This is a genomic window from Streptomyces sp. NPDC088725, assembly GCF_044751305.1.
Taxonomy (GTDB): Bacteria; Actinomycetota; Actinomycetes; order Streptomycetales; family Streptomycetaceae; genus Streptomyces.
Genome location: NZ_JBIVLO010000017.1, coordinates 15,583 through 39,090, shown reverse-complemented (window position 1 = coordinate 39,090; position 23,508 = coordinate 15,583). Strand labels below are relative to the sequence as shown.

General features: G+C 73.8%; 2 protein-coding genes. Both read left to right on the top strand.

The genetic code is table 11. The features are described from left to right. The first annotated feature begins 30 nt into the window (after positions 1 to 30). Positions 31 to 9,213, top strand: coding sequence for a type I polyketide synthase (locus ACIP6N_RS29110; RefSeq protein WP_401820580.1), 9,183 nt, complete (start codon positions 31 to 33; stop codon positions 9,211 to 9,213). Between the two features lie 110 nt (positions 9,214 to 9,323). Then, positions 9,324 to 23,423 (top strand): SDR family NAD(P)-dependent oxidoreductase, encoded by a 14,100-nt coding sequence (locus tag ACIP6N_RS29105; RefSeq protein ID WP_401820646.1) that lies wholly within the window; start codon positions 9,324 to 9,326, stop codon positions 23,421 to 23,423. Positions 23,424 to 23,508 lie beyond the last annotated feature (85 nt).

Sequence of the window (23,508 nt, the reverse complement as noted above, 5' to 3'; positions counted from 1 at the left end):
TCCCTTCCTCCCTCTGACGAAGGCCCCACCATGAACAGAGCCATACGGCCGGCGGACACTTCCCCCACACCGTACGAACCCATCGCTGTCATCGGCCTCTCCTGCCGCCTGCCCGGCGCCCAGGACCCTGACGCCTACTGGGCGTTGCTGAGCGAGGGCCGGGACGCCGTCGTGGACGTGCCCGAGGAGCGGTGGCCCGCCGGAACGGCCGCCGGGTACCGCAGGGCCGGGCTGATCGGGGACGTGGCCGGGTTCGACGCCGGGTTCTTCGACATCCCGCCGTACGAAGCGACCGCGATGGACCCGCAGCAGCGGCTGGTCCTCGAACTCGCCTGGCAGGCGCTGGAGGACGCGCGGATCGTCCCCGACCGGCTGCGGTCCTCGGCGACCGGTGTGTTCATCGGGGCGATCGGCGACGACTACGCCCTTCTGCACGACCGGCACGCCACCGGTTCCGCGTACGAACTCACCGGCACCCAGCGCGGCATCATCGCGGGCCGGGTCTCCTACGCGCTGGGGCTGCGCGGGGCGAGCATGACCGTGGACACCGGGCAGTCCTCCTCGCTGGTCGCCGTGCACGCGGCCTGCGAGAGCCTGCGCCGGGGCGAGACCGGGGTGGCGCTCGCGGGCGGCGTCAGCCTGGCGCTGCTGCCGGAGACCACCGACACCATCGGCCGGTTCGGGGCGCTCTCGCCGGACGGGCGCTGCCATGTCTTCGACGCCCGCGCCAACGGGTACGTGCGTGGCGAGGGTGGCGCGGTCGTCGTCCTCAAGCCGCTGTCCGCCGCGCTCGCCGACGGTGACCAGGTACTCAGTGTCATCCTCGGCGGCGCCGTCAACAACGACGGCGGCGGCACCGGGCTCACCGTGCCGGACACGGAGGGCCAGCGGGACGTCATCCGCACCGCCTGCGCCCGCGCCGGGGTCGCCCCGGACGACGTCCAGTACGTCGAACTCCACGGCACCGGAACCCCGGTCGGCGACCCGGTCGAGGCCGCCGCCCTCGGCGCCGCACTCGGCGCCGGGCGCGACGCGGCGGACCGGCTGCTGGTCGGGTCGGCGAAGACCAACATCGGTCACCTGGAAGGCGCCGCCGGGGTCGCGGGCCTGCTCAAGGTGGTCCTCAGCATCCACCACCGCCGGATCGCCCCGACCCTGCACCACACCGTCCCGCACCCCGAAATTCCCCTGGCTGAACTCGGGTTGACGGTCGCGGACCACATCCGGGAGTGGCCCGCGCAGGAGCGCCGACTGGTCGCGGGGGTCAGCTCGTTCGGGATGGGCGGCACGAACTGCCACCTGGTGCTGGCGGAGCCGCCGGCAGTGGAGGAGGAGACCGGCACCGCGGAGGAGACCGGCACTGCGGAGGAGACCGGCACCGCGGAGGAGCCGGCGACTCGCGCGCCGTGGATCCTCACCGCCCGCACCACCGCCGCCCTCCAGGGGCAAGCCACCTCCCTGAAAAATCATTTGACGACCAATCAAGAAACGTCCCCGGCTGGAATCGCGGCCTCCCTGGTCCGTACCCGCGCCGAGTTCGAGCACCGCGCGGTGCTCCTCGACGCCGACCCGGCCGCCCTGGACGCCCTTGCCCAGGGCGAGCCGCACGACAATCTCGTCACCGGCACCGCCGCCCCCGCCCGCACTGCCTTCCTCTTCCCCGGCCAGGGCACCGAATGGCCGGAGATGGCCCGCGAACTCCTCGAAACGGCACCGGTGTTCGCGGCTCGCCTCCAGGAATGCCGCGCGGCCCTCGCGCCGCACCTCGAAGAAGACATCCTCGCCGTCCTGAAGGACCAGACGTCCGGACTCGACCGCCTGGACATCGTCCAGCCCGCCCTCTGGGCCGTCATGGTCTCCCTCGCCGCCCTCTGGGAGTCCTACGGCGTCACCCCCGACCTCGTGATCGGCCACTCCCAGGGCGAGATCGCCGCCGCCACCGTCACCGGCGCGCTCAGTCTGGAGGACGGCGCCCGGGTCGTCGCCCTGCGCGCCCGTATCGTCACCCGGCTCGCCGGCCGGGGCAGCGGCATGCTGTCGGTCGCCGCGCCCCGTGAGGAACTGCGGCTGCCCGAGGGCGTCGCCGTCGCCGTCGTCAACGGTCCCCGCGCCACCGTCCTCGCCGGACCGGTCACCCAGCTCACCCTGCTCGCGGAAACGCTGGAGGGCGACGGCCACCGCACCCGGCTCCTGCCGATCGACTTCGCCTCCCACTCCCCGGCCGTCGAGGAGGTGCGCGAGGAACTGCTGAGCGCGCTGGCCCCGATCCGCCCGCGCGCGACCACGATCCCCTTCGTCTCCACGGTCACCGGCGAACTCCTCGACACCACCGGCCTGGACGCCGGCTACTGGTACGCCAACCTGCGCGAGACCGTCGAGCTGACCCACGCCCTCGACACAGCCCTCGGCCGGGGCAGCGGGGTGTTCGTCGAGTGCGGCACCCACCCCGTCCTCCTGGACGCCGTCGAGCAGACCGCCGAGGCGACCGGCCGCACCGCCGTGGGCATCGGAACGCTCCGCCGCGGTGAGGGCGGTACCGCCCGCTTCACCCGCGCGCTCGCGGAAGCGTACGTCCACGGCGTCCCCGTCGACCGCGCGGCTCTCGCCCCCGGTACCCGCTCGGTCCCGCTGCCGACGTACGCCTTCCAGCGCGAGCGCCACTGGCTGGGCGCCGAACCCGTCGTGCCGCAGACCGCGCAGCGCACCTCCCGCCGTCCCACCCGTGAGCTGCTGCGGCTGATCACCGACACCGTCGGCGGGGTCAGCGGCGACGAAGTCACCGACCCCGGGCTGCCGTTCAAGGAACTCGGCCTGGACTCCCTGGGCGCGCTGGAACTGCGCCGCAGGCTCGCCGCCGCGACCGGACTCGCGCTGTCCGCGTCGCTGACGTTCGACTTCCCCACGCCCCGCCGCCTCGCGGAGGAACTGCGCGCCCGGCTGGACGACGCCCCGCGCACCCCGCCCGCGCCCGCGCCCCGGGTACGGGGCACGGAAGACGACCCGGTCGTGATCGTCGGCATGGCCTGCCGTTACCCCGGCGGCGTCGGGACGCCCGAGGACCTGTGGCGGGTGGTCACCGAACACACCGACTGCACCAGCGACTTCCCCACGAACCGGGGCTGGGACCTGGAGGCGCTGGCCTCCGGTGACGGACCCGGCACCAGCTACGTCCGGCGCGGCGGATTCCTGCACGACGCCGACGAGTTCGACGCCCCGTTCTTCGGCATCAGCCCGCGCGAAGCCCTCGCGATGGACCCGCAGCAACGGCTGCTCCTGGAGACCTCCTGGGAGGCTCTGGAGCGGGCGGGCATCGACCCGGCCACCCTGCGCGGCTCCGACACGGGCGTCTTCGCCGGTGTGATGGCGAGCGACTACGGCCCGCGCCTGGACCGGCCCGCGCCCGGCACCGACGGCCATCTGCTGACCGGCTCACAGATGAGCCTCGCCTCCGGACGGGTCGCCTACACCTTCGGCTTCAGCGGACCCGCGATGTCCGTCGACACCGCCTGCTCGTCCTCCGCCGTCGCCCTGCACCTCGCCGTCGAGGCCCTCAAGCGCGGCGAGTGCTCACTCGCCCTCGCGGGCGGCGTCACCGTGATGTCCCGGCCGGGCATACTCGTCGAGTTCAGCCGGCAGAAGGGCCTCTCGCCCGACGGCCGCTGCAAGCCGTTCTCGGCCGGCGCCGACGGCACCGCCTTCGCGGAGGGCGCCGGTATGCTCGTCGTCGAACGGCTCTCCGACGCCCGCCGCCTCGGCCACCAGATCCTGGCCGTCGTACGCGGCAGCGCCGTCAACCAGGACGGCGCCAGCAACGGACTCACCGCCCCCAACGGACCCGCCCAGGAACAGGTCGTACGCCGCGCCCTCGCCGTCGCCGGACTCGGCCCCGCCGATGTCGACGCCGTCGAGGCCCACGGCACCGGCACCTCGCTCGGCGACCCGGTCGAGGCGGAAGCACTCATCGCGACCTACGGCCAGGGGCGCCCGGCGGACCGGCCGCTGCTCATCGGGTCGGTGAAGTCCAACATCGGCCACACACAGGCCGCTTCGGGCGCCGCCGGCATCATCAAGATGATCCACGCGATGCGGCATGGCCGCCTGCCCGGCATCGTGCACTTCACCGAACCCAGCCCGCACGTCGACTGGAGCGCGGGCACGGTCACGCCGCTCGCCGAGGCCCGCGACTGGCCCGCCGTGGACCGTCCGCGCCGCGCGGCGATCTCCTCCTTCGGCATCAGCGGCACCAACGCCCACATCATCATCGAACAGCCCCCGGCCGAGCCCGGGTTCCCGGCCGGCCCTGTCGCGGACATCCCGCTGGCCTGGCCGCTCAGCGCCGCCACCGGGACCTCCCTGTGCGCCCAGGCCGCCCGCCTGCACGACCGGATCGCCGCCGACCCTGACCTGCGCCCGCTGGACGTCGCACACTCCCTCGCCACGACCCGCGCCCGCCTCGACCACCGCGCGGTCCTCCTCGGCCGCACCCGGGAAGACCTGCTCACCGGCCTGGCCGACCTGCGTGACCGGGGCACGGAGGCGAACGCCGTCACCGGCACCGCCCGCGCCGGTACCCAGAGCGCGTTCCTCTTCACCGGGCAGGGCGGCCAGCGCCCCGGCATGGGCCGCGAACTGCACGCCGCCTACCCGGTGTTCGCCGCTGCCCTCGACGAGACGCTCACCGCGCTCGACGCCCACCTCGCCTGCCCGCTGAGACAGATCATGTGGGCCGAGCCCGGCACCGAGGCCGCCGCGCTGCTCGACGAGACGGCCTATACCCAGCCCGCTCTCTTCGCCTACCAGGTCGCCGCGTTCCGCCTGCTGGAGTCCCTCGGGGTACGCCCCGACGAGGTCGCGGGCCACTCGGTGGGCGCGATCGCCGCCGCGCACGTCGCCGGTGTGTGGAGCCTCGCCGACGCCGCCCGGCTCATCACCGCCCGGGGCCGCCTCATGCAGGACCTCACGGCACCCGGCGCCATGGTCGCGATCGCCGCGCCGTACGAGGAGGTCCTCGACAGTCTCGCAGGCCAGGAGCGTCTGCTGGGCGTCGGCGCCGTCAACGGTCCGTCCGGCGTCGTCATCTCCGGCGACGAGACCGCTGCCCTGGCCCTCGCCGAGCAGTGGCGCGAGCGCGGCCGGCGCGTCAAGCGGCTGACCGTCTCACACGCCTTCCACTCGCCTCTGATGGAGCCCATGGTCGAGGAGTTCGCCGCGGTCCTCGACGAGCTCACCTTCCACGAGCCGGAGTTGTCGTACGTCCCCGATCTGATCGGCACGGTCGACGCCGGCTGGCACGAGCCCGCGTACTGGCTCGAACAGGTGCGCCAGACAGTGATGTTCCGCTCGGTCGTCGCCGAACTGGAGGAGCGCCGGACCACCGCCTACATCGAGATCGGCCCCCGCGCCGTGCTCGCCGCGATGGCCCAGGAGTCCCTGAGCGCGCCGGCCACCGTCACCGCGCTGCACCGCCGCGACCTGGAGGAGACCGAAGCGCTGCGCACCGCGCTGGCCGAAGCCCACTGCGCGGGCGTCCCCGTCGACCTCGCGGCCCTCGCCCCCGGCGGACGCCGGATCGACCTGCCGACGTACGCCTTCGGCAAACGGCGAGCCTGGATCGCCGAGGACCACACCGCCGATGTCAGCCCGGGGCTCGCCGCCGCCGAACACCCCATGCTGCGCGCCCGGCTGGCGCACGCCGACGGAACCGGCACGGTCGCCACCGGGCGGCTCGCCCTCGCCGACCTGCCCTGGCTCGCCGACCATCGCATGGGCGGCCGGCTCATCGTCCCCGGCACCGCCGTCCTCGACCTCGCCCTGGACGCCGCCGAACAACTCGGCCTCACCCGCGTCGAGGAGCTGATGTTCGAGGCCCCGCTGATCCTGCCCGAGGACGGCGCCCTGCACCTCCAGGTCGTCGCCCGGGACGACGCGGTCCACGTGTACTCCCGCGCCGACACCGCCGCCGACTGGGTCCGCAACGCTTCCGCGACCGTCACGGCCGCCGCCGCCCCGGCCCCCTTCGACTGGACCGCCACCTGGCCCCCGGCCGGCGCGATCCCGGCCGACTTCTCCTACGACCGCCTCGCCGAGGCCGGCTACGAGTACGGGCCCGCCTTCCAGGCCGTACGACAGGTCTGGCGGCGCGGTGAGGAGACGTTCGCCGAGGTCGCCCTGACCGAAGGACTCACCGCCGACGGCTTCGGCCTCCACCCCGTCCTCCTGGACGCGGCCCTCCACCCCTACGTCGGCGCCGACCCGGACGCCGGACTCCGGCTGCCCTTCGCCTTCCAGGGCGTGCACCTCGCCGCGACCGGCGCCACCGCGCTGCGTGTCCGCCTCACCCCCGACGGCCCCGACACCCTCACCGTCCAGGCCGCCGACACCGCCGGAACCCCGGTCCTCGCCGCCGAACGCCTCCGCGTCCGCGCGGTCCCGGCGGCCGGCGCGGGCCCGGTGAACAGCCTCCACCGCGTCACCTGGGAGAAGCTGCCCACGGCCGGTACGCCCGGAGCCGGTTGGGTCACCTTCGACGCCCTGACCCCTGGTACTCGCCCGGACCGGGTGATCCTTCCTGCCGAATCGCTCCAGGACGTCCTGGCGGTCGTACGCCGCTGGCTCACCGAAGAGGTCTACGAAGGCCTGCCGTTGACGATCGTGACCCGTGACGCCGCGGCCACCGGGCTCGAGTCGCGACCGGTCGACCCCGAACAGGCCGCCGTCTGGGGTCTGGTGCGCACCGCGCAGTCCGAGAGCCCCGGCCGGTTCACACTGGTCGACCTCGACACGCCGTACGAGGAAGCCGCGTTGGCGGTGGCCCTCGCCACCGGAGAACCACAGGTCGCGGTGCGCGGCGGGGAGCCGTACGTGCCCCGCCTCACCAGGGAAAGCACGGCGCTCGCCCTGCCCGGCTCCCCGCTGTGGCGGCTCGAAGCACCCGAGGGCGGCGGTTCGCTGGACGCCGTCGCGTTGCTGCCGTGCGCCGAGACGGACCGGCCGCTCGATGAGTACGAGGTCCGGTTCGAGGTCCGTGCCGCCGGGCTGAACTTCCGCGACGTCATGATCACCCTCGGGCGGATGGAGTACACGGCCGGGCTCGGCTGGGAGGCCGCCGGTGTCGTCACCGGCATCGGCTCCCGCATCACGCACCTCGCCGTCGGCGATCGTGTCGCGGGCGTCACCGTCGACGGCAGCGGCTTCGCGCCGGTGTCGGTCACGGACGGCCGCGACCTGGCCCGCATCCCCGAGGGCTGGTCCTTCGTCCAGGCCGCCGCGGTACCCCTGGCGTGGGTGACGGCGTACTACGGCCTGGTCGACCTGGCCGGGCTGAAGGCGGGGGAGAGGGTGCTGATCCATGCTGCCGCGGGTGGTGTGGGGATGGCGGCCGTGCAGATCGCCCGGTATCTGGGTGCGGAGGTGTACGGGACGGCCAGTCCTGGTAAGTGGGACGCGCTGCGTGGGCTGGGTCTGGACGACGCGCACATCGGGAACTCGCGTGATCTGGAGTTCGGGTCGCGGTTCCCGCGTGTGGATGTCGTACTGGACTCGTTGGCGGGGGAGTTCGTCGATGCTTCTCTGCGGCTGCTGGGTGACGGTGGCCGGTTCGTGGAGATGGGCAAGACCGATATCCGTGACGCCGGAGAGGTCGCCGCAGCGCACCCCGGAGTGGCCTACAACGCCTTCGACCTGAGGGAGTTGGAGGCGCCGCACCGGGGCGGGATGCTCGCGGAGGTGCTGCGGCTCTTCGCGGAGGGCGTGCTCGTGCCGTCGCCGGTCACCACCTGGGACGTCCGGCGTGCCCCCGATGCCCTGCGGTACCTGAGCCAGGCCCGGCACACCGGCAAGGTCGTCCTCACCCTGCCGCGTGGCCCGGAGCCGGGCGGGACCGTACTGATCACGGGCGCCACCGGCACCCTGGGCGGCCTGGTCGCCCGGCACCTGGTGACCGAGCACCGCGTACGACACCTGCTGCTCGTCGGCCGTCGCGGCCTCGCCGCCGAGGGCATGTCCCAACTCCAGTCCGAACTGGAGGAGTCGGGGGCCGAGGTGACGGTGGCCGCCTGTGATGTCGCCGACCGGGACGCGCTGGCCAAGCTGCTCGCCTCCGTACCGGCCGAGCACCCCCTGACGGCCGTCATCCACGCGGCCGGTGTCATCGACGACGGGGTGCTCGCCCAGCTCACGCCCGAACGGCTGGAAAAGGTGCTGCGGCCCAAGGCGGAGGCCGCACGGGCGCTGCACGAGCTGACGGCCGGTCACGACCTCACCCACTTCGTACTGTTCTCCTCCATCGCCGGCCTCATCGGCAACGCCGGCCAGGCCAACTACGCCGCCGCCAACGCCGCGTTGGACGCCCTCGCCGAGCGCCGGGCGCGCGCCGGCCTCGCCGCGACCTCGATCGCATGGGGGCTGTGGGACCAGGAGAGCGGCATGACCGGGCACCTCGGCACGGCCGAGAAGGCCCGGCTGGCCGGTGCGGGCGCCCTCGCGCTTGCCACCGAGGAGGGGCTCGCGCTGCTCGACGCGGCGATGGCCGGGCCGGAACCGGCCGTGGTCGCCTCCCCGTGGGACCTGGGCGCACTGCGCGCCCGCGCCAACCGGGGCGACGAACTGCCCGCCCCGCTGCGCGGACTCGTCCGCGTCCGCCGCCGCGCCGCCGAAGCCGCGCTCACCGCGGCCGGCGGCCCGGGCTTCGCCGACACCCTCGCAGGGCTCGACGAGGACGCGGCGCGCCAGCGGGTCACCGACGCCGTACGCGGACTCGTCGCCGGGACTCTCGGCTACGGTGACGGCGCCGCCGTAGCCCTGGAACGTCCCTTCACCGAGCTGGGCTTCGACTCACTGACCTCCGTCGAACTGCGCAACCGCGTCGCCGCCCTGACCGGCCTGCGGCTGTCCACCACGGTCGTCTTCGACTTCCCGGCCCCGGACCGGCTCTCCGCCCACCTCTACGACCGACTCGCCGCCCAGGCGCCCGCGCGGCCGACGGGCGAGATGTCCCTCGACGAGCTGGAGAGGGCACTGCGCGGCGCGGCGGGCCGGGCCGGCGAGGACGACGCCGTACGCGACGGACTCCTGCGTGTCCTGCGGCAGACGCTCGCCGGCCTCGACCTGGCCGCCGTCGCCCGCACCGGTCCCGCCGAACCCGACGAGGCCACCGGGGAGCCGGAGTTCGACTCCGACGAGGACATGTTCGCCTTCCTGGACCAGCAGATCTGACGCCGGACCCCTCATCCGCCTGAGGTCGCGCGCCCTCGTATGCCCCGCGCGCCGGGTCCCCCTGACGAGAAGAGCCGAGGACACACCCCATGGCAGCCACCGAAGACACGCTGCGCGACTACCTCAAGCGCGCGACGACCGACCTCGCGCGCACCCGCCGCAAGCTGGCGGCCCTCCAGGAACGCGCCGACGAACCCGTCGCGATCGTCGGCATGGCCTGCCGCTACCCCGGCGGCGTCGCCTCCCCCGAAGAGCTGTGGCGGCTCGTCGCTGACGGCGTGGACGCCACCGGAGACTTCCCCACCGACCGGGGCTGGGACCTCGACGCCCTGTTCGCCCCCGAGGGCCCCGCCACCAGCTACGTACGGCGCGGCGGATTCGTGTACGACGCCGACCGGTTCGACGGGGCGTTCTTCGGGATCAGCCCCCGGGAAGCCCTCGGCATGGGCCCCGCGCAGCGAATCGCGCTGGAGACCGCCTGGGAGGCGCTGGAGCGGGCGGGCCTCGACCCGGCCGGGCTGCGCGGCTCCGACACCGGGGTCTACCTGGGCGTCATGAACGACGAGTACGGCCCGCGCATGGACGAGCCCGGCGAGGCCGGCGGTCATGTCGCCACCGGCAACCAGGCCAGCGTCGCCTCCGGCCGGATCTCCTACACCTTCGGCTTCCACGGCCCCGCCCTCTCCGTCGACACCGCCTGCTCCTCCTCCCTGGTCGCGCTGCACCTCGCGGTGGAGGCGCTGCGGCGCGGCGAGTGCTCGCTGGCCCTCGCCGGCGGCGTCACCTTCATGTCGGGGCCCGGTACGTTCGTGCAGTTCAGCCTCCAGGGCGGGCTCTCCCACGACGGCCGCTGCAAGTCGTTCGCCGCCTCCGCCGACGGCACCGGCTGGGGCGAGGGCGCCGGCATGCTCGTCGTCGAACGGCTCTCCGACGCCCGCCGCCTCGGCCATCAGGTCCTGGCCGTCGTACGCGGCAGCGCCGTCAACCAGGACGGCACCAGCCACGGTCTCACCGCGCCCAACGGCCCCGCGCAGGAGAAGGTCATCCGGCAGGCGCTGGCTGCCGCCGGGCTCTCCGCCGACGGCGTCGACGCGGTCGAGGCGCACGGCACCGGCACGGTCCTCGGCGACCCCCTGGAGGCCTCGGCGCTGATCGCGACGTACGGCCAGGGGCGCCCGGAGGAAAGGCCGTTGCTGCTCGGCTCGCTCAAGTCGAACATCGGCCACACGCAGGCCGCCGCGGGCATCGCCGGAGTCATCAAGATGGTCATGGCGATGCGGCACGGCCTCTTCCCGGCGAGCCTGCACCTCGACGAGGCGACCCCGCACGTCGACTGGAGCGGCGGGGGAGTCGTCCCCCAGGGCGAGGCGGTCCCCTGGCCGGAGAGCGGGCGGCCCCGGCGGGCCGGGGTGTCGTCCTTCGGGATCAGCGGGACCAACGCGCATGTGATCCTGGAGGCAGTAGAGGCAGTAGAGGCCGTCTCGGCGGAGGAACGGACCCGGGAGCCTTTCCCCGCCCTCGCCTGGCCCCTCTCCGGCAAGGGCGACGACGCGCTCGCCTCCCAGGCCGCCCGCCTGCGCGAGGCCGTCACCGGTGCGGACGGCACCGACGTCGCCGTCTCCCTGGCCGCCCGCGCCGCCTTCGAGCAGCGGGCCGTCGTCGTCGCCCCCGACGCGGGCACCGCCCGTGTGCTCACCGGCGCCGTCGCCGCCGGGGACGACGCCGCCGGTGTCGTACGGGGCCACGCGCCCGCGACCCGGCGACGGCCCGTGTTCGTCTTCCCCGGGCAGGGCGCCCAGTGGGCCGGCATGGGGGTCGAACTCATCGACACCTCACCGGTGTTCGCTGCGGCCATCGCCGACTGCGAGGCCGCGCTGGCGCCATACGCCGACTGGTCGCTGACCGAGGTGCTGCGGGCCGGCCCCGAGGCCGGATGGCTGGAGCGGGTGGACGTCGTACAGCCCGTGTCCTTCGCCGTCATGGTCGCGCTGGCCCGGCTGTGGGAGTCGGCCGGGGTGACGCCGACCGCCGTCGTGGGTCACTCCCAGGGCGAGATCGCCGCCGCGCACATCGCGGGGATCCTCCCGCTCGACCAGGCCGCCCGCGTGGTCGCGGCGCGTTCCCGGGCGATCACCGCGCTCGCGGGTCAGGGCGGTATGGTCTCCGTTCCGCTGCCCCCGGCGGACACCGCCGGGCTGCTGGCCCCCTGGACGGGCCGGATCGAGGTCGCCGCGGTCAACGGGCCCGCCCTGACAGTCGTCAGCGGCGACGCCGAAGCCGTCGAAGAACTACTCGCCGCCCGCCCGGACGCCCGCCGCATCCCCGTCGACTACGCCTCGCACTCCCAGCACGTCGAGCGCATCCAGACCGAACTCGCCGAACTGCTGGCCGGGTTGACGCCACAGAAGGGTCACATCCCGCTCTACTCGTCCGTCACCGGCGAGGACACGACGGTCACCGTGACCGACGGCGCGTACTGGTATCGCAACCTGCGCCGTCCCGTCCGCTTCGAGGCCGCGCTGCGCGCCGCGCTCGCCGCCGGGCACGACGCGTTCGTCGAGGTCAGCCCGCACCCCGTGGTCACCGTCGGCGTCACCCAGACCGTCGAGGACTCCGGGGCCGCCGTCGCGAGCACCCTCCGCCGGGATCAGGGAGGCTGGGACCGGATGCTCACCGCCTTCGCCGAGGCCTGGGTGCAGGGCGTCCCCGTCGACTGGCCCGCCCTGCACCCCACAGGCCGCCGCATCCCGCTGCCGACGTACGCCTTCCGGCGCACCCGGTACTGGCTCGACCGCGCGCCCTCAGGCACCCAGGCCCACGTGACCGCCTCCGGGCTGGAGGGCACAGGACATGCCCTGCTCGGCGCGGCGGCCCCCATCGCGGACACCGGGCAGTGGCTGCTGACCGGCCGCCTCTCGCTGCGCACCCACCCTTGGCTCGCCGACCACGCCGTCGGGGGGCGGGTCCTGCTGCCCGGCACAGCGTTCACCGAACTCGCTTTCACCGCAGGGGACATGGCGGGCAGCCCGGCCATCGACGACCTCACCCTGCATGCCCCGCTCGCCCTCGCCGGGGGCGAGGCGATCCGCCTCCAGGTCTGGGTCGGGACACCCGGCGACGACGGCCGCCGGGCCCTGACCATCTCGTCCGCGCCCGACGGCGGCACCACCTGGACCCGCCATGCCTCCGGCACCCTCACCCCCACCTCTGCCCCCGCCCCCGACACCCTCACCCCCTGGCCGCCCCCGGCCGCCGACGCACTCCCCGTCGAGGGCCTGTACGAGACCCTGGCCGAAGCGGGCTACGGCTACGGCCCCGCCTTCCGGGGCCTGCGCGCCGCCTGGCGGTCCGGCGACGACCTGTACGCCGACGTCGCCCTCCCCGGCGAACACACCGGCAGCACCGGGGATTTCGGCCTCCACCCGGCCCTCCTCGACGCGGCCCTGCACACCCTGCGTGCCGGCGGCTGGTTCGCCGGCGCCGCCCCGCTCCTCCCCTTCCACTGGTCCGGTGTCCGCCTGCACGCGACCGGCGCGACGCGGCTACGGGTCCGCCTCCGCCGCGGCGACTCGGGACAGGTGTGCCTCCTCGCGGCCGACACGACCGGCGCTCCGGTCGTCACCGTCGACACGCTCACGCTCCGCGAGGCGACCGGGGCGGCGCCCGTGACGCCCGTCGAGCATCTCTACGAGGTGACCTGGACGCCGGTCGGGGCAGGCCCGTCGGAAACGGCACCCGCCGCGACGGTCATACACTGCGCCACCGTGACGCAGGCTCTCGCCGCCGTGCGGAGCGACGACACCCGCATCGCGATCGTCACCCGCGGCGCTGTCGCCACCGGCCCCGCCGATGCGGCTCCCGACCCCGAACAGGCCGCGATCTGGGGCCTGATCCGCTCCGCCCAGTCGGAGCAGCCGGACCGGTTCGTGCTGGTCGACACCGACGACGACAGCGCCATCGCTGTCGCGTTGACCTCGGGCGAAGAGCAACTCGCTCACCGCGCGGGAAAGTCGTACGCTCCCCGGCTGACCCCGGCCACCCCTGCGCTGCGACCGCCGTCCACCCCCGCCTGGAAGCTCACGGCGACCGGCGGCGGCACCCTGGACGGCCTGGCGTTCACCCCGCACGAGCCCGCCCTGCACCCCCTCGCCCCAGGTGAGGTCCGCGTCGGCATCCGGGCGACGGGCATCAACTTCCGTGACGTCCTCATCGCCCTCGGCATGGTCGAGAAGGGCGCCGGGCTCGGCTACGAGGCCGCCGGCGACGTCCTGGAGACCGGCCCCGGGGTCACCGGGCTCGCTGTCGGCGACCGCGTGACGGGCCTGGTGGCCGGTGACGGCTACGGGCCGGTGACGGTGACCGACCAGCACCACCTGGCCCGCCTCCCCGGCGACTGGTCGTACGTCGACGGCGCGTCGATCCCGGTCGCCTACCTCACCGCCTACTACGGCCTGGTCGACCTGGCCGGGCTGAAGGCGGGGGAGAGGGTGCTGATCCATGCTGCCGCGGGTGGTGTGGGGATGGCGGCCGTGCAGATCGCCCGGTATCTGGGTGCGGAGGTGTACGGGACGGCGAGTCCTGGTAAGTGGGACGCGCTGCGTGGGCTGGGTCTGGACGACGCGCACATCGGGAACTCGCGTGATCTGGAGTTCGGGTCGCGGTTCCCGCGTGTGGATGTCGTACTGGACTCGTTGGCGGGGGAGTTCGTCGATGCTTCTCTGCGGCTGCTGGGTGACGGTGGCCGGTTCGTGGAGATGGGCAAGACCGATATCCGTGACGCCGGAGAGGTCGCCGCAGCGCACCCCGGAGTGGCCTACAACGCCTTCGACCTGCGCGAGGCCGGTCCCGAGCGGACCCGGGAGATGCTCACCGAGGTGCTGCGGCTCTTCGAGACAGGTGCCTGCACCCTGCCGCCGATCACGACGTGGGACGTCCGCCGCGCCCCCGAAGCCCTGCGGTACGTCAGCCAGGCCCGCCACACCGGCAAGGTCGTCCTTACCGTGCCCCGCCCGATGAACCCCGGCGGCACCCTCCTGATCACGGGCGCCACCGGCACCCTGGGCGGCCTGGTCGCCCGGCATCTGGTGACCGAGCACGGCGTACGACGGCTGCTGCTCGTCGGCCGGCGCGGCCTCGCCGCCGCGGGCATGCCCGGACTCAAGACGGAGCTGGAGGAACTGGGCGCCGAAGAGGTCACCGTGGCCGCCTGTGACGTGGCCGACCGGGCGGCCCTCGCCCGGCTCCTCGCCGAGCACCGCCTGTCGGCCGTCGTGCACGCGGCGGGCGTCCTCGATGACGGCGTCGTCCAACACCTCACCCCCGAAAGACTGGAGAAGGTCCTGCGCCCCAAGCTGCACGCGGCGCAGGCACTTCACGAGCTGACGCTCGACCACGACCTCACGCACTTCGTGCTGTTCTCCTCCGTCGCCGGCGTCGTCGGCAACGCGGGCCAGGCCAACTACGCCGCCGCCAACGCCGCGTTGGACGCCCTCGCCGAGCGGCGGACCCGGTCCGGGCTCCCGGCGGTCTCCCTCGCCTGGGGCCTGTGGGAGCAGGCCAGCGGCATGACCGGGCACCTCGGCGCCGCCGGGAAGGCACGCCTCGCGAGTGGCGGCGCGCTGCCGATGACCGACACCGAAGGGCTCGCGCTGCTCGACGCGGCGCTCGGCACCGGCATCGCGGCGGTCGTCCCGGCCAAGCTGGACACCGTGCGCCTCACCGCACCGGTCCCGCCCCTGCTGCGCTCCCTCGTCCGCACATCGGCCCGCCGGCCCGCCGTCAGCTCCGCCGTGACCGGAACCGGGCTCGCGGACCGGCTCGCCGCGCTGCCCGAGGCCGACCGGAGAGCCGAAGTCCTCACCCTGGTCCGTGAGGAGAGCGCGCGTGCCCTCGGCCTCGCCGCCCCGGACGCCGTGGAGCCCGACCGGCCCCTGCGCGAACACGGCCTCGACTCCCTGCTGGCCGTCGAACTCCGCAACCGCATCAGCACCCGCGTCGGCGCGAAGCTCCCGGCGACCCTGCTCTTCGACCACCCCACACCGCAGCGGCTCACGGCACATCTGCTGACCACGGTGCTCGGTGCACCCGAGGGCCGGACAACTGCCTCACTGAGCAAGGCAGCTGATGAACCGATAGCCATCGTCTCCATGGCCTGCCGACTCCCCGGAGGAGTCACCTCCCCCGAGGACCTGTGGCAGCTCGTCATGGACGGCCGCGACGCCGTGGGACCCTTCCCGGCCGACCGCTGGGACGTCGAGGCCCTCTACGACCCGGACCCGGAGGCGACGGGCACGTCGTACGCCCGCGAAGGCGGCTTCCTGAGCGACATCGGCTCCTTCGACGCAGGGTTCTTCGGGATCGCCCCCAAGGAAGCGGCGGCGATGGACCCGCAGCAGCGGCTGCTCCTGGAGACCACGTGGGAGGCGCTGGAGCGGGCGGGCATCGTCCCGGCCGACCTGGCGGGCAGTACGACCGGCGTGTACCTGGGCCTCTTCGACAGCGGCTACCACAACGAGGCCGGCCTGGACCGGATGGACGGCTACGTCACCACCGGCTCGGCGGTCAGCGTGGCCTCCGGACGGCTCGCCTACGCGCTCGGCCTGAACGGCCCGGCCATGTCGGTCGACACGGCGTGCTCGTCGTCGCTCGTCGCCCTGCATCTCGCGGCGCAGGCGCTGCGCGCGGGCGAGTGCGACCTCGCTCTGACCGGTGGTGTCACGCTCATGGTGACGCCCCGCATGTTCGTCGAGTTCAGCAGGTTGCGCGGAGTGTCCGCGACCGGCCGCTGCCGGTCCTTCTCCGACGACGCCGACGGCGCGATCTGGGCCGAGGGCGTCGGCGTGGTCGTCCTCAAACGGCTGAGCGACGCCCGGCGCGACGGCGACGAGGTCCTGGCCGTCGTACGCGGTACCGCGGTCAACCAGGACGGCCGCAGCCAGGGCCTGAGCGCCCCCAACGGGCCCGCGCAGGAAGAGGTGGTCCGGCGTGCCCTCGCGCGCTCCGGCCTCACCCCGGCGGACATCGACGCCGTCGAGGCGCACGGCACCGGCACGACGCTCGGCGACCCCATCGAGGCGAACGCGCTGGCGGCGGTCTTCGGCGGCAGCCGTCCCGGCGGGCGGCCCCTGAGGCTCGGCTCGCTGAAGTCCAACATCGGCCACGCGCAAGCTGTTTCGGGTATCGCGGGCCTCATCAAGGTCGTGCAGTCGCTGCGGCACAGCACTCTGCCGCGCACGTTGCACGCCGCCGAGCCGAGCCGGCACGTCGAGTGGGAGGGCAGCGGGCTCGCGCTGCTCCAGGAGCACCTGCCGTGGCCCGCGTCCCCCGAGCGGGTACGGCGGGCCGGGATCAGCTCGTTCGGGATCAGCGGGACGAACGTCCACGCGGTCGTCGAAGAGGCACCGGCGGCCGAACCCGTCGCCGAAACCCCTTCCACCCCGGGGCTGTTCACTCTTTCCGGCCGCACCCCCGACGCCGTCCGTGGTCTGGCCGCCCGGCTGGCCGGGGCGGTAGCCGAGGGCGCTGAACTCCCGGATCTCGCCTACAGCCTGGCCCGGCACCGTACCCACTTCGACCGGCGTGCGGCCGTGGTGGCCCAGGACCGCGACCAACTCCTCGCTTCCCTGTCGGCGCTGGCGACCGGCGACACACCGCTGGTCCCGGGTGGGGCGCCGGCGGGCAAGGTGGCGTTCGTCTTCCCCGGGCACGGCGGCCAATGGCCCGGCATGGGCCTGGAGCCGGCGGCGAACTCGGACGCGTTCCGCGAGGAGCTGGACCGCATCGACGAGGCCGTGCGGCGGATCGCGGGCTGGTCGGTGCTCGACGCTCTGAGCGGTGCGGAGTTCGGCCGCACCGAGATCCTCCAGCCGGTGCTGTTCGCCCTGAACGCGGCCCTCGCCGCGGCCTGGCGCGAGCTGGGCGTACACCCCGACGCGGTGCTGGGGCACAGCCTCGGCGAGATCGCCGCCGCGTACGTCTGCGGCGCGCTGACGCTCGACGCCGCTGTCACCGTCGTGACCCGGCGGGCCCGCTCCGTCATCCCTGTGGAGCACCAAGGCGGCATGCTAGCCGTCGAGTTGAACCACACCGAAGTGGCCGAACTGCTCACCCCGTACGAAGGTCGCCTGTTCGTCGCGGCCGTCAACAGCGCCGACTCGACGGTGGTGTCGGGCACATCGGCGGACCTCGCCCGACTCCGACGCGAGCTGGACGCACGCGACATCCGCACCCGCGAGCTGTCGACGCCGTTCGCCTCGCACACCCCGCTGATGGAAGCCGTCCGCGAGACGTTCCTGGCTGGCCTCGACGGACTGACGGCGACGCCGGAGACACTCCCGTTCTACTCGGCGGTGACCGCCTCGGCGCTCCCCGGTGAGACCCTCGACTCCGCCTACTGGTACGCCAACCTGGCCGAGCCGGTGCGCTTCGCCGACGCCGTACGGCGACTGCTGGACGACGGCTACCGCTGGTTTGTCGAACTCAGCCCGCACCCCTCGCTGGCCGCGTCCATCGAGGCCGTCGCCGCCGAACAGGGCGTACAGGTCGTGACCGCCGGCTCGCTCCGCCGTGAGCAGGGCGAACTCCTCACCTCCGTGGCCACGTTGTACACCGCCGGATACGACCCTGACTGGCCGGTCCTGTTCCCGAGCGGCCGCCGTACGGCGCTCCCCACCTACCCCTTCGCCCGTGAACGCCACTGGACGGCGGCGGCCCCCGCTGCCAGGGCGGGCACGACTCCCTTCGTGGACACGCATGTCGAGCCGAGCGACGAACCCGGCCGGCACGTCTTCCAGACCCGGATCGACCTGCGCGACCCCCGCTTCGCCTACCTCGCCGACCACCGCGTCTCCGGCGAGATCTGGCTCCCCGGCGCGGCCTTCCTGGAGATGGCGCTCGAATCGGCGGAGCGTATCCACAAGGGCGAGCTGCGGCTCGCCGACGTACGTTTCGTCCAGCCCCTCCGGCTGGACGAAACAATCCCGGTGGAAGTGCAGTTGACGCTTCGGCCGGCGGGCTTCAGCATCGCCTCCCGAGTGCCGGGGCAGGCATGGACGGTCCACGCCACCGGACACCTCACGGACAGTCCGCTGAGCGTGGACGACCTCACGCTCACCGGACTCCGCGCGGAGTGCACCACCGAAGCACCCTCCGTGTACGCCGACTTCACCGCATCCGGCCTCGACTACGGTCCCGCCTTCCGAGGCCTGGCCGAAGGCTGGGCGGGGAACAGGGCAGCCCTCGGCCGTCTGACCGGTCAACCGCGCGCGGGCCACCTGATCCACCCGGCCGTCCTCGACGCGGCCTTCCACGTGGCGGCTCTCCCGGACGAGACGCCCTCCGGACGCCCGTACGTCCCCGCCTCCGTCGGCGCCCTCCGCTTCACCGGCCGCCGTACGACGCCGACGTGGACGGCCTGCCGGCTGCGCGCCATCGAGGACGACCGGCTGACGCTGGACATCAGGCTCCTCGACGAGGAGGGCGAACCGGTCCTGGAGATCGAGGGCTTCGAACTCGCCGCCCTCTCCGCCCAGGACCGTTCCCTCATGGAAGTCCGCTGGCACCCCCGCCCGGTACCCCAGGAACCCCCGCGCGAGGGAACCTGGCTGATCCTCGCGGACGACACGGGAACCGCCGACGACCTCGCCGCACAACTGGGCTCCACGCCACACGTGATCGCCCGCAGCGGCAAGGAGTTCACCGCGGACGCCCCGGGACGCTACACCCTGGACCCGGCCGACCCGACCCACCTGTCCCGCCTCCTCGACGAGGCGTTCCCCACTGAACTGCCCACGTCCGTAGTACAAATGACGGCCCTCGACGCCCCCGTGATCAACTCCGCCGAGACGGCGGACGAGGCCGCACGCCTGGCCTGCCTGAGCACTCTGCACCTGGTCCGGACGCTCACCGAACGGCCCCGGAAGGGCAAGGCGCCCCGCCTGTTTCTTGTCACCCGCGCCTCCCAGGCCGCCGACGGGACCGGCGTCGCGCACCCGGCTCAGGCGCTCGCCTGGGGCTTCGGCCTCACCGTCGCCCAGGAACACCCGGAACTGACGACCACCCTGGTCGACCTCCCGGCCCAAGGCGGCACCGGCGCCCTGGCGGCCCAGCTGCGCCACGCCGACGCCGAACTCCTCGTCGCCCTGCGGGATTCGGGCCGTCTGGTGCCGAGGCTGGCCCGTGCCCAGGTCACCGACAGTGCCGAGTTCGCCCCCGGCGGGGTCCATCTGATCACCGGCGGTCTCGGCGGTCTCGGCCGCGTCGTCGCCGAACGGCTCGCGGCCCGAGGCGTCCGCAAACTCGCCCTCCTCGGCCGCGGCGCCCCGGCCCCGGACGCGGTCCGCTGGGCCGACGGCCTGCGCGAACAGGGCGTAGAGATCACCCTGGCCCGCGCCGACGTCACCGACCGCGCCGGTCTCACGGCCGCCCTGGACACCGTACGAACGCAACTCAACAGCCAGATCGCAGGAGTTGTGCACGCGGCCGGTGTCCTCGACGACGCGACCCTCGCGAACCTCACCGAGGAGCGGATACGGCGGGTACTGGCACCCAAAGTGCTCGGCACGGCACTGCTGGGCGAACTCGTCCCGGAGGCAAGGAGCTTCGTGCTCTTCTCCTCGGTCGCCGGGCTCTTCGGCTCCGCCGGACAGGCCCCCTACACGGCCGCGGGCGCCTTCCTCGACGCCTGGTCCCACCACGCCGAGCGCCCGGCGCTCAGCCTGGACTGGGGTGCGTGGGACAACGCCGGCATGGCCGCCGCGACCGGCGAGCGCACCGCGTCCGCGGCCCGGCGCGCGCTCGTCGGCCTCACCCCCCAGGAAGGCGGCGCCCTCTTCGACCGCGCCCTGACCAGCGGCGTACGCCAGCTCGTCCCGGCCGCCCTGGACTGGCCCTCCCTCGCCCTGCGCCCGGAGACCGCCCGCGCCCTGCCGCTCCTGGCGGACCTGGTCACGACCCCGGACAGCGCGCCCACGGACCTGGTCGCCCGGATCCTGGCCACCCCGGACGAGGAAACGCTGGAGTCGTACGTGCGCACCAAGGTCGCCGAGGTCACCGGAGGCCGGGTCACCGACCTCGTGTCGATCACCTCCCTCAAGGAACTCGGCCTCGACTCCCTGATGATCGTCCAGCTGCGCAACGCCTTCAGCCGAGACCTCTCCGTCGACCTGCCCACCTCGGCCGTGTTCGCGGCGGCCGACATCCGTGACCTGGCGCGCGACCTGCGGACCGCGCTCGCGGACGGCGTGCCCCTCGCCGCCCCGGCCGACGAGCACCCGGAAGGCGAGGTTCCGGCCTGCGAGCTGTTCCCGGCCACCCGGGACGTCGTACGCCTCCTGCGCACCGCCCAGCAGGGCGTGCCCGACCCGGCGCACGCCATCGGGCTCGCACTACGGCTGCCCGAGCCCGCCACCCGCGAACGGCTCACCGGCATCGTCGACCGGCTCGCCGCCCGCCACGCGGCCCTGCGCACGGCCGTCGTCACCGAGGACCGCGCCCTGCGCGTGGACCGCGAGCTGCCCGGACCACTGCTGCGCTGGACGCCGGCCCGGGCGGCCGACCCCGAGGCGGAGGCCGCCGACCGGCTGCGGGCACTGCTGGAACCGCGGTTCGACCTGACCGCCCCCTCACTGTGGCGGTTCGAACTCCTCGACTACGGCCCCGACGGCCAGATCCTGGTCTTCGGCGCCCACCACGTGGTCAGCGACCTCCAGTCCCTGCTGCTGGTGACCGGCGAACTGGACGCCGAACTCTCCGGCACCCGGCTGCCCGCCGAGGTCACCAACCGGGACGCCGCCCTGCTGCTGCGCTCCCAGGAAGCGGGCAGAGAGCCCGCCGACGCCGACTGGAGCGCCGCCTTCGACGGAGTGCGACGCCTCGACCTCACCCTCGCGGCGCCGCGCCCGGAGCGGCGCTCGTACCGGGCGGGCAGCGTCACCCTGTCCATGCCCGCCGGCCTGATGGACCGGGTGACGGCACGGGCGAGTGCCCTCGCGATCACCCCGGCCGCGTTCTGCCTGGGCACACTCACCGTACTGCTGGCCCGGCGCCGGGAGCGCGAGCGCTTCGTGCTGGCCGTGCCGGTCGACACCCGCATCCACGTCGACGCGCCCGGCGCCCTCGGATTCTTCGGCGTCCCGGTGCCGTTCCCGGCCGAGGCACACCCGGCCGAACGCGTCGAGGACGTGCTGCGCCGCACCGACAGCCGGCTGGAGAAGGTCCTGGAGAAGGGCGCCATGTTCTCCGACACCCTCGCCGAACTCGCCGCGCAGGGGCTGCACCGGGCCAACGCCCCGCTGGTGGAGGTGTACTTCAACTATGTGCGCAGCGCGCCCCCGGCCGGCGGCGTGGAGGTCCTGCCCGCCGGGACCGGCTACTCCGACCTCGACCTGATGATCACTTTCACACCGGACGCCGGCCGGACACGGCTGGACTACAACGCGGACATCCTCGACGACAAGACGGTGGCCGGACTCGGGGAGGAGTTCCTGGAACTGCTGGCGGAGGCGGCACAACGGCCGGGGACACCGGTGCGTCCGGAGCAGGAATCGGTACCGGAGCAAGAAACCGCACCGGAGCAGGGAACGACACCGGAGCAGGAAACCGCATCGGAACAGGAAAGGGCAGCGGACCGGCCCGAACAGCGGCTCCCGGTCCTCGCCCTCGCCGCGACCTTCGCCCTCGGCGACCTCCCGCCGCTCTGCGAAGCGGCCCTCGACGACACCGTGACGGTCACCGAGGCCCCCTACCACCAGGTTCTGGCCGCCCTCAAGGACCCCTCCGGAGTCCTGAGCGCCCCGGACACGGACCTCGGCGTGATTCTGCTGCGCGCCGCCGACCTGGAACGATTCGGCCCGGTCGACGACACACTCCTTGCCGAGCTGGGCACCGCGTACCCGGCGACGGTACGGGCGCTGGCGGAACGGACCCGCACTCCGCTGATCGTCGGCTTCGCCCCCACCGCCGATGCCGACGACCGGCTGCTGCGCTGGGAGAACGAGATGGCCGCCGCACTCGACGCAACCCCCGGCGTGGCGGTCCTGCGCCCGGCGGACTGGACCCGGGAACACCAGGTCGGCGACCCCTTCGACGCCGGCACCGAAGAGCTCGCCCACCTGCCCTTCACCCCCGAATTCCAGGCGGCCGTGGCCCTGACCCTGGCGGAGGTCGTCCAGGCCGTACGGCGGCCCGCGCCGAAGGTCATCGTGGTCGACGGCGACGAGACCCTGTGGGGCGGAGTCGCGGGTGAGTCAGGACCTGAGTCGGTGGAACTGGACGGACCCAGGGCCGAGTTGGCGCGCAGACTGCTCCAATGGCGGGACGCGGGCGCGCTGCTGGCGCTGGTCAGCAACAACGACGAGGCGACCGTCCGCGCGGTCCTGGACCGCCCTGACAGTCTGCTCGGAGCGGAGCACTTCAGTGTGCTGTCGGCCGCCTGGGGGCCGAAGCCCGAACGGCTCGAGGCGGCGGCGCGGCAACTGAACCTGGGCGTCGACAGCTTCCTGTTCCTGGACGACAACCCCGCCGAGATCGCCAAGATGCGTGCGGCGCTGCCGCAGGCCGACTCGGTGCAATGCCCGCCCGCCGGTGAACTGTCCGCTTTCCTGGGCCGGTTGTGGCCGCTCGTCCCGGCGGCGGCGACCACCGAGGACCGGCTGCGCGCCCGCTTCTACGAGCAGGAGCGCGAGCGGGACGCCGTCCGCGCCCAGGCCGGGTTCGAGGAATTCCTCGCGAGCCTCGAACTGGAGGTGGAGATCCGGCCCGTCACCGACGAGGACGCCCCGCGTGCGGCCCAACTGGTGCGCCGCACCAATCAGTTCACTCTGCGGGCCCGCTCGGCCGACGGCCGCGACCTGGAGCGCTGGCGGGACCAGGGCGAAGTGTGGACGGCCGCCGCCCGTGACCGGTACGGCGACTACGGTCAGATCGGACTGCTCGCGATCCGCGCCGACGGCGGCCGGCTCGACGTCCTCGCCTGGATGCTGAGCTGCCGGGCGCTCGGCCGGGGCGTGGAGGAACGCCTCCTGGCCTGGCTCGCCGGCCGCGCCGAAGAACTGGGCTGCGCGAAAGTCCGTTTCACCGCGCAGCGCACCCCGCGCAACGTCCCGGTCCGCCGACTGCTCGCGGCCCTCGGCGGCGGTGACCAGGACGCCGAGCGGATGGAGACGGTGACCACACCGGAACTGATGCGGGAGTTCCGCTCCTGGCGGTCCTGAGAGCCGCACGGACGCGGTCGCCCCGGCCGGGCTGTACGCCGGGGCGCGCCGCGACGGCGAGGCCTGCCACTGAGGACGAATTCGG

Excerpts from the sequence above, each read along its gene's own strand:
- ACIP6N_RS29110 (WP_401820580.1), top strand. The coding sequence starts at position 31 with ATGAACAGAGCCATACGGCCGGCGGACACTTCCCCCACACCGTACGAA.